The organism is Photobacterium sp. ABD4_091, from assembly GCF_056160145.1.
Genome location: NZ_JBSWWQ010000004.1, coordinates 21753 through 33990 on the forward strand (window position 1 = coordinate 21753; position 12238 = coordinate 33990).

Genomic DNA, 12238 nt, shown 5'->3' on the forward strand with positions numbered 1-12238 from the left:
GGAAGCGTATGTGGCAATGGTTGAAAAAATGGTGGACACTAATCCGTTCACCGGCAAAGTATTTTAGTCTTGGTTTTTTAACGCTCGGTGGCTTTATCGCTGGGGTGATTTTCTGGGGGGCGTTTAACACAGGTATGGAGTTTACTAACTCAGAGCCATTCTGCGTTAGTTGCCATGAGGATAATGTCTACCAGGAAATTCAGGGAACCATTCATTTCAATAACCGTACAGGCGTAAGGGCGATCTGTTCTGACTGTCATGTCCCCCATGACTGGACAGATAAAATGGCCCGTAAGATGCAGGCCTCTAAGGAAGTGTGGGCTTGGGTAACAGGCGCGATTTCTACACCTGAAAAATTTGAAGCACGCCGTTTACACATGGCGGAACGCGAATGGACAAGGATGAAGAAGAGTGACTCGCTAGAATGCCGTAACTGCCATGAGTTTAGTTATATGGACTTTACGCAGCAGTCACAACGTGCATCGGTACAACATTCAAGTTCGTTGGCTGACGGCTCTAAAACGTGTATTGACTGTCATAAAGGGATAGCTCATCGCTTACCTGATATGAAAGGTGTTGAGGGCTTTTAGAGGCTATATTTATCAATATCTATCGTTCTTGAACTTTTATCGTTACTAAGCGGATAAATTTGACACATTTCTTTCAATGTGATGAATTTTCCGCTTTTTTTATTTTAATGTGAAAAAGAAAACATCGTTCATTTTCATTGGTTTATGGCTGGTGTTTTGTTTTTGTTCGGTATGCTCATTAATTTTTAATTAACCATTAAAAAGCTGTGTTTTTCATGTTGGGCAGCGTATGATTGCCAAGGCAATTTACAGCTTTTAATCAACTGTAAATGAATCTTGGTCCCTACTTGTTGCGATAATATTTATGAGCAAATTTGCTGCACCTTGCTTCTCTTGGAAGTTTCTTAGCCCGCGTTATTGGCCGACATTATTACTCATACTGGTGATGTATCTGTTGAGCTTGCTCCCTTATGTGGTTCAACGCCGTTTAGGGCAGGGGGCTGGCCGTTTGGCTCTGGGGCTAATGAAGAAGCGCCGCTTTACGATTGAGCGCAACCTTGAGCTTTGCTTCCCAGAAATGGCTGAAAGCGAAAAGAAAGATATCATTAAGAAAAATATTGATAACTCGGGTTTAGCCTTGTTTGAAACCGGTATGGCATGGTTCTGGTCAGATGCGCGGGTTAAACGTCATGTTCGTATCGAAGGAATGGAGCATATCGAAAAGCTTGAGAAAGAAGGCAAAGGTGCGCTGTTTGTTGCCGTACACTCCTTGAACTTAGAGCTTGCGGCACGTGCGTTTGGGATTCACAAATCAGGTACAGGGATATACCGCCCGAATAATAACCCTTGCTTTGATTTTGTCCAATATCGAGGGCGAGCGCGTTCCAACCGTACATTGATTGACCGTAAAGATGTCAAAGGAATGTTGAAGGCGCTGAGTACTGGATCTCGTGTATGGTACGCTCCTGATCATGACTACGGTCGCCGGCGTTCTACGTTTGCCCCATTGTTTGCTGTTGAGAAAGCCTGCACGACGACGGGTACCAGCCTGTTAGTAGACAACAGTGGGTGTGAAGTGATGACATTTAGAATGGTGCGTGTAACCAATTCTGGTGATTATTTAATAACCATTGCACCGCTGCAGGAAGAATTCCCACGTAATGACCCAGAGCAGGCCGCTGTTGTCATTAATAGAGCAGTTGAAAATGCCATTCTAGCTGCACCGTGCCAATACATGTGGTTGCACCGTCGCTTTAAAACACGCCCGGAGGGAGAGCCTTGCCTCTATAAAAAAGAAGGGTCAGAGTTGCACGCTTCAGTCGCGTAATTTAGTTTTGAACTGTGTCTGATTGAATAGGATCCAGGTGGCTTCACTGAAGCCACCATCCTCAATGATATCGTATTTACCTCTTTCGTTTATCTCCCTTTAGCTCAAGCCCCATCCCTTTATATAGCCGCTGAATTTACAAGCGCTCGCTTCTTAACCCAAAGTTGCCTCTCATTTGTTCAAACATACCTAAGTTACCTTTAAGCCTCTTGGGTATACTTAACCTAAGCTGAAAAAAATAAGTACAAAACTTCATCCTCTTGCATAGCCTGTCACCACGCAATAGAATGCAATGTTTGATATAAATTCCGTCAATGGATTTTTCCTGGTTGTTTCTTGTTTAAATGAAATAGTGATGTGAAATAACAATAATAAAGGGATACCCTCGTTTATGAGCAAATTTACAGCGCCAACTTTCACGAAGTCTTTACTGCATCCAAGATATTGGCTTACCTTGTCAATGATTGGCTTGATGTATCTGATTAGTTGGTTGCCATACTTTATTCAGTTTCGTATGGGACAAGGGTTGGGGCGCCTAGGGATGCGAATTATCAAAAAGCGCAAGAAAACCATCGCCCGAAACTTAGAACTCTGCTTTCCTGACATGCCGCGAGAAGAACGCGATGAGTTGATGAAGAAAAATATCGACAATACAGGGCTGGCGCTGTTCGAAACCGGTATGGCATGGTTCTGGCCGGATATCCGTGTTGAACGCCATGTTGATTTTGAAGGTTTGGAGCATATTCATCAGCTGGAGGCAGAAGGGAAAGGCGTTTTGCTGGTGGCTGTCCATTCGTTGAACCTTGAACTTGGCGCACGAGCGTTTGGAATGAAAACGCCAGGTGTAGGTGTTTACCGCCCAAATAAAAACCCTTGTTTTGATTATTTCCAATTCAAAGGCCGTATCCGGTCAAACAAGTACATGATTGACCGCAAAGACGTAAAAGGCATGCTACGTGCTCTGAGAAAAGGTGAGCGTGTATGGTACGCCCCTGACCACGACTATGGAAAGCGCCGCTCGACGTTTGCGCCATTGTTTGCGGTAGACAAGGCATGTACAACAACAGGAACCAGTTTGTTGGTTGATGCTTCACATTGTGCGGTGGTTCCGTTTGCCATGGTGCGCATTACTGATTCCGGACGCTATACATTGAAAGTTTTCCCACCATTGGATGCGTTCCCACATAATGATCCTGATGCTGCGGCAGCCTATGTAAATAAAGCGGTTGAACGCTCTATTCTGGAAGCGCCGGAGCAATATATGTGGTTGCACCGCCGCTTTAAAACTCGCCCTGAAGGTGAACCATCGTTGTATGATTAACCGCTCAGTTTGATTTGATAAAAAGCTTCCTTGGGAAGCTTTTTTTATGCCTGACATAATGCGCTTTCCTTGCCTAATTAGGAGAGTTTCCTGCCACTCATCGAATTTAGTATTTATCTACATTGTTTATATCCATATCCATATCCATGTTGAAGTTATAGACAAGGCCGCCTATGTTTTTGTGATAAGTAAATAAAAATAGTGAGGATAAGGATGGATTCAATCGCGAATTTTGTCTCAGCCATAAACGGCTTCGTGTGGGGTGTTCCCATGCTGGTTCTTATCCTCGGGGTGGGGATATATCTTACTCTTGGCTTAAAGCTCATGCCGATTGCAAAAATTGGAGCCGGCTTTAAGTTGCTATGGACAGGCAGGATCCCCGAGAAAGAAGAGGAAGCCAAAGGGGAAATTAGCCCGTTCAATGCCTTAATGACCTCTCTTTCAGCAACTATCGGCACCGGTAATATTGCAGGGGTCGCAACAGCAATATTTTTAGGTGGCCCTGGCGCTTTATTTTGGATGTGGTGCACGGCATTAGTCGGCATGGCGACCAAGTTTGCTGAAGCGGTTTGTGCGGTGAAATACCGTGAGACGGATGCCAATGGCAATCACATCGGTGGCCCGATGTATTACATCAAAAATGGTCTTAGCAGTAAGTGGGCTTGGCTAGGAACGGCATTTGCCATTTTTGGCGGCTTAGCCGGGTTTGGTATCGGCAATACGGTACAGTCCAACTCTGTGGCAGCGGCGGTTGAATCAAGTTTTGGTATATCACCAATGATTTCCGGCTTGGTGATGATGATCTTGGTCGGGCTGGTACTCATGGGCGGGATCAAGCGTATAGCCGATGTGGCTGGTAAGCTAGTGCCATTGATGGCAGCGTTTTATATCGCCTCTGGCCTTATTGTTCTGATCATGAATATTTCTGAAATACCGGCCGCTTTTGGTCTGATTGTCAGTAGTGCCTTTACCCCAGTCGCTGCGCAAGGTGGTTTTGCTGGTGCTGCGGTATGGGCGGCGATTAGGTTTGGTGTGGCTCGAGGCATTTTTTCCAATGAGGCCGGGCTTGGCAGTGCCCCGATAGCCCATGCTGCCGCGCAAACGAAAAACCCCGTGGCACAAGGCCTGGTGGCAATGCTTGGTACTTTCATAGATACCATCGTTGTTTGTAGCATCACCGGTTTAGCCATTGTTGTCTCTGGGTCATGGTTAAGTGGAGAAACTGGCGCGGCACTGACATCTGCAGCTTTTGCTTCTGCACTACCGGGTATAGGCAATTACGTCGTTGCCATCGCATTGTCTATTTTTGCTTTTACCACCATATTGGGCTGGAGTTTTTATAGTGAAAAATGTATCCAATACTTATTTGGTGTAAAAGCGATAGTTCCTTTTAGGGTGCTATGGATCATTGCCGTACCGATTGGGGCGACCAGTTCGCTGGAGTTTATTTGGTTACTGGCAGATACCCTAAATGCCATGATGGCGATTCCAAATTTGATTGCACTATTGCTGCTAAGCCCTGTGGTATTCAAACTGACCAAAGAATATTTTGAATTGCTAGCGCAAGAGAAAATGAAAGGGTCTGATTCGGACTGATCATAAACTCATGCCGGCTTACACAGGGGATGTTGTAAGTCGGCAAAAGTTTCTACCAACGCATTTTATATCAACACACCTTAGATCAATGCATCTTATACCAATGAACCTTATACCAGTGTACCTTGTTGGTAATCTTGTATTGCTTGTTCAATCTCATCCATGCTGTTCATGACAAACGGGCCGTAATGCACCACCGGTTCGTTAATTGGTTGCCCAGATAGTAGCAACACGCCAGCTTGCTCATCAGCTGAAATGGCCAAGCCCTCCCCATTGCCAAGTATGGCAAGGTTTCCTGCACTGACTTCTTTCCCTTCAACACTGATAGAGCCCCTGTAGACATAGAGCATGGCTTGGAAATCAGGGTTTAGGCAGCTGTTGAGGCTAGCCGCTTGTTCAGCTTGCCAGTCTACGATGGTAACGGGAACACCTGTCTGCTGCAGTGGACCCGCAAGTGTCGTACCATTGATGGTTAAGTCACCGGCAATAACACGGATCAGGCTCCCATCTTCCTGCCGGTGCTGGGTGATCACATCCGATTGGAAATCATGGTAATCCGCAGGCTGCATTTTTTTTGCTGCCGGTAGGTTTATCCAAATCTGAAAGCCGTGCAGGTTGCCGTCTGTCATGATAGGCATTTCACTGTGGATCACTCCGCGGCCAGCGGACATCCATTGCGCGCCACCATCACTAAGCTCGCCCACATTGCCCATATGATCTTTGTGCTGAAAGTGGCCTTTAAGCATGTAGGTTAAGGTTTCTATGCCACGATGAGGGTGGGGGGGAAACCCGCCTACATAGTCAGCAGAGCTTTCTGATTTCAACTCATCAATCATCAAAAAAGGCGAAAACTGCGTGTTGTTGAAGCCATGAACACGCTGGATTTTAACCCCATCGCCATCAGAGGAAGGATGAGATTGAATAACTTGTTTGATATGTCGGATTGCCATAGTTGCCTCCCAATTACATTCTTTTCTGTAGTTTAGAAAGCAATGTGGGCTGTAAACAGGGGGTAAAAACGAACAGCTTGTTTGAAAAATTTGAACGACTATTAGGTAAAGGAGCGCGGAAACGCGACTGGACATCTAATCGAGTGACTTTTCAAAACTAAAGGTTATTCGTATTTTTCTAATTTAAGTGATTACTCTTGCAAGATAGTGCCTAAAGTGTATTAGTTCCGACTAGATCTGACACTTCAATTGAAATGAAGAGAGTTACCCACTTTGATTAAAGGTGCTGAATCCGTAATCAAAGACAATAAGAGGTAACTCTCATGCTTCATACTAGCAATCCAATCATCAAACACAAAGCTGGGCTTCTCAATCTTGCAGAAGAACTCGGTAATGTATCAAAAGCTTGTAAAGTCATGGGTGTCTCAAGAGACACTTTCTATCGTTATCAAGAGTTGGTAGAAACAGGTGGTATCGATGCTCTGATTAATCAAAGCCGCAGAACACCAAACTTAAAGAATCGTGTCGATAGTGAGACTGAGCAGGCTGTGCTCAAATACGCCATCAACTTCCCTGCGCATGGACAAGTCAGAACAAGCAATGAACTGCGTAAACTAGGCGTGTTTATCTCTCCAAGTGGCGTACGCTCAATCTGGCTCCGCAATGACCTAGAAAACTTCAAGAAACGTCTTATCGCACTGGAAAAACAGGTCGCAGAGGACGGTATAATCCTAACGGACGAGCAAGTCGCTGCCCTTGAGCGCAAGAAGCATGATGATGAGGCCTGTGGTGAGATAGAAACTGCACACCCAGGTTATCTCGGCTCTCAAGACACGTTCTATGTTGGCAATCTGAAAGGTGTTGGACGCATCTATCAGCAGACGTTCGTTGATACCTATAGCAAAGTTGCTTTCGCTAAGCTCTATACGACAAAAACACCTATCACCGCAGCAGATATGTTGAATGACAAGGTTCTACCGTTCTTCGAGACTCACGAGTTGCCAATGCTGCGAATCTTGACTGACCGGGGTACTGAATACTGCGGTCGAGTTGAGCAACATGACTACCAACTTTACTTAGCCATCAATGATATCGATCACACTAAAACTAAAGCCATGTCGCCACAGACAAACGGGATCTGCGAGCGCTTCCACAAGACCATATTGAATGAGTTCTACCAAGTGACGTTCAGAAAGAAACTGTATGGCTCAATGGATGAGTTGCAGAAAGATCTGGACGAATGGGTGGACTACTACAACAATCATCGTACCCATCAAGGAAAAATGTGCTGTGGCAGAACGCCCATAGAAACATTAGAGGATGGGAAATCAATCTGGGCCGAAAAGAATCTAGCCCAGATATAATCTGACAGGCACCAAGTCGAAAGTGGGTAACTGTCAGATCGGGTCTGAATTAGTACACCTAAAGGATTGTTGACTCGATTGGTAATACGGAAGTGCTTCATTTCGTGTTTATTACGATACCACTGCCAATCCGTTAAGAGCATGTTTGGGTAATCTTTTCTAAGCTGAATGTGGCTATAGTCGTCAGGCCTTACCAAATGGTGGCATTCGCAGGGACGATTGTGGTAAAGCCCCAATTTTTTCGCGTGGGGCTTTTACTTTTTGGGTTACCGGGTTACCACTTAATCGCAGAACCATCAAAGACGCGAAAACTGCCTGAAGTTTCTAACGTCATAGATTCAGCAACATTTATGATTCCGGCAACACTTTCTTGTGGTGTGAATGTCGCGTCTTTACCGCCCATATCGGTTTGTACCCAACCAGGGTGAATTGCCACTGTTTTAACGCCTTGCTCGACTAGGTTTTTCGCCGCCGATACTAGGATTTGATTAAGCGCCGCTTTTGATGTGCGGTAGCTGTACATGTTACCTGACCCGTTATCACCAATACTTGCTACGCGAGTCGAAATACCAACGATGGTTTTATGTTCACTTGCTGCTACATTTTCTCTTAACGCCTGAATAAGTAGAGCTGGTGCTACGGTGTTAACATTCAGAACTTCTAACCATTTTGATTGGGTCATTTCACCCAGTTTCGCACAGTCGTCACCCAGTACACCTGCATTTAGGATCAGGTGATCAATCGCTCTACCTTCAAGGGTTTTACCGAGTTCGTTGATGTCTTTCTCTGAAGTCACATCAAGCTTTACTAGCTCAACATGACCTACATTCGACAGCGCAATTAACTCGCTTGCTTGTTGCGGAGCACGACAAGCTGCCAGCACTTTCCAGCCTTTATCAAGGTACTGACGAACAAACTCTAAACCAAGACCACGATTTGCACCGGTAATTAGTACAGTAGACATTTTTCTTCCTCATCTATTTGGAAGGGGCAAGTGTAGAACGCCTTACTCTTAATGTTACTTAATGAAGAAGAATATCCAGCAAGATTCGACATTGTCGAATCTTGAGTTAGTTGGTGAGAGCAGAGTTACTTACTGAGGAATACGGAAGCAAAATGCTCAAGGTGAGGTTGATTTAGCTCGTTTGCATGCCCGCTAACACCCGCGACAGCGGCCAGACTACCATCAATGTATAGCGGGATTGCTAAGCAATTGAGGTTGGCTTCTGCTTGCTCTAAATCAAGTGCAAAACCCTGTTGTTTCACTTTAAGTAGTTCTTGTTCAAGCGGAATATCGATTTGTTCTTTGGTACGTAACTCACGCAGCAGATCGTCGTCGAACGCTAAGAACACTTTACCAATAGCAGAAGAGGTAAGCCCTTCACGCCGCCCTCGCGGGCTTCGTATGGTAAGTGGATTGTTTCGCTCTATGGCATCAATATACAAATACTCTTGTGCGCCACTTTTTACTGCTAGATAAGCGGTGTTATCGGTAAGGCTAGCCATACGTTGGAGTAGAGATGAGAAGTGGGTTCGAATTGCTTCATCGTTTTGTTCAAGCGGTTTAGATAGCTCACGTAAACGCAGACCCAGACTGTAACCTTGTTTGCTCTTTGTGACATACCCAAGCGAGCGTAGCGTTGCTAGTAGCCCATGAACCGTGGTCTTACTTAATTCTAATTGTTGACTGATATTTTGTAGAGAAAGGGGCTCATGATGCAAAGAGAGCATCTCGAGAATGGCAAAGGTGCGCTCGACAGACTGAATATTACGGTTTTTTGTCGCCATGTTGACTCTGTGTGTTGGATAGACACCTAGAGTATACCCTCGGTTATATGTACAAGCAGTATTTGAATAGTTGATGCTTCAGAGAAGATGATGCTTGGGCTTTTATAAAAAAGGCCATCAAATGATGGCCTTGAGAAGGTTTATACTGATTGGCTTACTGAGCCAAAGAGTAGAAGATCGCTGAGATAGAAATCAGGCCGATAACAACGATGAATACGTTGCTGATTGCACCTGAGTATTTGCGCATCGCCGGTACTTTCTTGATAGCGTACATCGGCATAATGAATAGCAGCATCGCGATGATTGGGCCGCCTAGGCTTTCAATCATACCCAGAATACTTGGGTTGATAGTGGCTACTGCCCAAGTTGTGATAAGCATGAAGCCAGCAGTGAATGCGTTTAGGGCTTTCGGGCCGATTTCTTTACCGCGGCTGCGCGATACCTTAACAACCAAACCGTTCAAACCTTCGCTTGCACCTAGGTAGTGGCCTAGGAAAGACTTAGTAATGGCAATAATCGCAACGATAGGCGCAGCGTAAGCAATCATTGGCGTTTGGAAGTGGTTAGACAGGTAAGTCAGGATAGACACGTTCTGTGCTTTCGCTTCTGCCAGGTTGGCAGGGGACAGAGACAGTACACAACTGAATACGAAGAACATAACGGTTACAACCATCATGATGTGCGCGCGCTGAAGTACACGGCGTGCCTGAGGCTCTGCGTTGTCGCCGTGTTCTTTCTGCATCGCTACCGCGAAAGAAGAGATCACAGGCGAGTGGTTAAATGAGAATACCATTACCGGTAGGATCAACCATACTGCCATGAATACAGATGTCATACCGCCTTCAGCAGGCATAACATGATTGAAGATCTCGCCGTTCCACTCAGGTACTAGGTATAGTGCAAGCGCTAGAAGAACTGCAACGAATGGGAATACCAGCATACTCATTGCTTTTACAATCAGCTCTTCACCCAGTCGAACAATCGCCATCAGGCCCACAATCAGTGCAAGAGCAAGAATCCAGCGAGCAGGAGGAGTGATGCTTAGCTGGTTGATCATAAAGCTTTCTACGGTGTTGGTTAGGGCAACACTGTAAACCAGTAGAATTGGGTAGATAGCAAAGAAGTAAAGTAGGGTGATCACTTTACCCATGCCAGCACCAAAGTGTTCTTCAACCACTTCTGTGATATCAGCGCCAGGGTTGGAGCTTGAAAGCACGAATCGAGTCATACCGCGGTGTGCGAAGTAGGTCATTGGCAGTGCAAGGACTGTCATTACCAATAACGGGATTAGGCCACCTACACCGGCGTTAATTGGCAGGAAAAGTGTACCTGCACCAACAGCGGTACCGAAAAGGCCAAGTACCCAAAGGGTATCGGCTTTTTTCCAGCCCAGCTTTGCTTTTGTGGTTGATTGAGAATGAACGGTATTGTTTTTCACAGTGTCCATTATGGACATCTCCTTTATAGGTATAGTTTATATAGCCTTCAAAGGGTTCTCTTCTGTGTATCTTCCCTGCTTTACTGATGGAACGTCAGTAAAGGAGCCAGAGCAGTTTTGCAAATAACTATTTGCAGTTCAGGTGAACAAAATAAGAAGCGTATTGTGGGGGAGGATCATTTCAAACGGGGAAAGTGATCATAGTGACGTCCTGGGTCTATAAGCGCTAATTCCATGCATGCACAATGCTACTTGGTAATGACTGCTCTAAATCTCTAAATTATTAAAACCTTTAATAATGACAATTGGAACCCTAAATAGGACGCGGGCAAGTATAGGGGATTATCCGTATCACAACTATGGTTTTTCGCTTTTAGGCGTCTGTTTGCACAATAATCAGACACTTGTTTATAACGATAAAATATCCAGTTATGGGTTTTTATGTCTAATGGTGAAAATGTATTAATTATTGTTAATGGTGATTGGTGGTAGACGTTTATATGATTGCTGGTTGTTTGTTATTTGAGCAGGAAAATGTGCATTGCTGCTGTTATTAGCCAATGGGATGCTCGAGGTGTGTTTTTGCCTAGTCAAAAAGGAGTAGTTTGATTGGCGATTAATTTAACAACGGAAATTAAGTGATATTGATTTATGAATAGCCAAACAGACGCAAGAGTTGCGGCATTAAAGAGCTTTGAAGGTGCACGATAATTTTATGAGAGTTATTAATAAAAAAACCGCCAGCTGGCTAACTCCTATCAATTAAGATGTACTAATTCAGACCCGATCTGACAGTTACCCACTTTCGACTTGGTGCCTGTCAGATTATATCTGGGCTAGATTCTTTTCGGCCCAGATTGATTTCCCATCCTCTAATGTTTCTATGGGCGTTCTGCCACAGCACATTTTTCCTTGATGGGTACGATGATTGTTGTAGTAGTCCACCCATTCGTCCAGATCTTTCTGCAACTCATCCATTGAGCCATACAGTTTCTTTCTGAACGTCACTTGGTAGAACTCATTCAATATGGTCTTGTGGAAGCGCTCGCAGATCCCGTTTGTCTGTGGCGACATGGCTTTAGTTTTAGTGTGATCGATATCATTGATGGCTAAGTAAAGTTGGTAGTCATGTTGCTCAACTCGACCGCAGTATTCAGTACCCCGGTCAGTCAAGATTCGCAGCATTGGCAACTCGTGAGTCTCGAAGAACGGTAGAACCTTGTCATTCAACATATCTGCTGCGGTGATAGGTGTTTTTGTCGTATAGAGCTTAGCGAAAGCAACTTTGCTATAGGTATCAACGAACGTCTGCTGATAGATGCGTCCAACACCTTTCAGATTGCCAACATAGAACGTGTCTTGAGAGCCGAGATAACCTGGGTGTGCAGTTTCTATCTCACCACAGGCCTCATCATCATGCTTCTTGCGCTCAAGGGCAGCGACTTGCTCGTCCGTTAGGATTATACCGTCCTCTGCGACCTGTTTTTCCAGTGCGATAAGACGTTTCTTGAAGTTTTCTAGGTCATTGCGGAGCCAGATTGAGCGTACGCCACTTGGAGAGATAAACACGCCTAGTTTACGCAGTTCATTGCTTGTTCTGACTTGTCCATGCGCAGGGAAGTTGATGGCGTATTTGAGCACAGCCTGCTCAGTCTCACTATCGACACGATTCTTTAAGTTTGGTGTTCTGCGGCTTTGATTAATCAGAGCATCGATACCACCTGTTTCTACCAACTCTTGATAACGATAGAAAGTGTCTCTTGAGACACCCATGACTTTACAAGCTTTTGATACATTACCGAGTTCTTCTGCAAGATTGAGAAGCCCAGCTTTGTGTTTGATGATTGGATTGCTAGTATGAAGCATGAGAGTTACCTCTTATTGTCTTTGATTACGGATTCAGCACCTTTAATCAAAGTGGGTA

10 protein-coding genes are annotated in these 12238 nt (G+C 44.9%); 5 read left to right on the top strand and 5 right to left on the bottom strand.

What is annotated here, in order from left to right; translation table 11 throughout:
* Positions 1-8 precede the first annotated feature (8 nt).
* The 4 genes from ACXAGQ_RS24465 (at position 9) to ACXAGQ_RS24480 (ending at position 4774) form a co-directional block, all read left to right on the top strand.
* Positions 9-590 (top strand): NapC/NirT family cytochrome c, encoded by a 582-nt coding sequence (locus tag ACXAGQ_RS24465; RefSeq protein ID WP_475257466.1) that lies wholly within the window; start codon positions 9-11, stop codon positions 588-590.
* Between the two features lie 304 nt (positions 591-894).
* The gene (lpxL, locus tag ACXAGQ_RS24470; RefSeq protein ID WP_475257467.1) at positions 895-1857 is read left to right on the top strand and encodes an LpxL/LpxP family Kdo(2)-lipid IV(A) lauroyl/palmitoleoyl acyltransferase; all 963 of its coding nucleotides are present in this window, start codon (positions 895-897) and stop codon (positions 1855-1857) included.
* 391 nt (positions 1858-2248) lie between these two features.
* Positions 2249-3178: an LpxL/LpxP family Kdo(2)-lipid IV(A) lauroyl/palmitoleoyl acyltransferase gene (gene lpxL, locus ACXAGQ_RS24475; RefSeq protein ID WP_475257468.1), complete on the top strand. Its 930-nt coding sequence runs from the start codon at positions 2249-2251 to the stop codon at positions 3176-3178.
* Positions 3179-3391: 213 nt separating this feature from the next.
* The gene (locus ACXAGQ_RS24480; RefSeq protein ID WP_475257469.1) at positions 3392-4774 is read left to right on the top strand and encodes an alanine/glycine:cation symporter family protein; all 1383 of its coding nucleotides are present in this window, start codon (positions 3392-3394) and stop codon (positions 4772-4774) included.
* Between the two features lie 110 nt (positions 4775-4884).
* Here the strand turns inward: ACXAGQ_RS24480 and ACXAGQ_RS24485 are convergent, their stop codons facing one another.
* Positions 4885-5724, bottom strand: a complete 840-nt coding sequence (locus ACXAGQ_RS24485) for a pirin family protein (protein ID WP_475257470.1) — start codon at positions 5722-5724, stop codon at positions 4885-4887.
* A 323-nt stretch (positions 5725-6047) separates the two neighbouring features.
* Between ACXAGQ_RS24485 and ACXAGQ_RS24490 the strand changes: the two genes are divergently transcribed.
* Positions 6048-7088: an IS481 family transposase gene (locus ACXAGQ_RS24490; protein WP_475251940.1), complete on the top strand. Its 1041-nt coding sequence runs from the start codon at positions 6048-6050 to the stop codon at positions 7086-7088.
* 274 nt (positions 7089-7362) lie between these two features.
* Here the strand turns inward: ACXAGQ_RS24490 and ACXAGQ_RS24495 are convergent, their stop codons facing one another.
* From ACXAGQ_RS24495 to ACXAGQ_RS24510, 4 genes are all read right to left on the bottom strand, one after another.
* Positions 7363-8052 (bottom strand): SDR family oxidoreductase, encoded by a 690-nt coding sequence (locus tag ACXAGQ_RS24495; RefSeq protein WP_475257471.1) that lies wholly within the window; start codon positions 8050-8052, stop codon positions 7363-7365.
* 125 nt (positions 8053-8177) lie between these two features.
* A complete protein-coding gene (locus tag ACXAGQ_RS24500) occupies positions 8178-8876 on the bottom strand; it encodes an IclR family transcriptional regulator (protein ID WP_475257472.1) in 699 nt (232 codons plus the stop codon).
* Positions 8877-9030: 154 nt separating this feature from the next.
* Complete coding sequence (locus tag ACXAGQ_RS24505; RefSeq protein ID WP_475257473.1) at positions 9031-10323, bottom strand: serine/threonine transporter; 1293 nt, start codon at positions 10321-10323, stop codon at positions 9031-9033.
* An 816-nt stretch (positions 10324-11139) separates the two neighbouring features.
* Positions 11140-12180 carry an IS481 family transposase gene (locus ACXAGQ_RS24510; protein ID WP_475251940.1) on the bottom strand — a complete coding sequence of 347 codons (1041 nt, stop codon included), beginning with the start codon at positions 12178-12180 and terminating at the stop codon, positions 11140-11142.
* Positions 12181-12238: the final 58 nt, after the last annotated feature.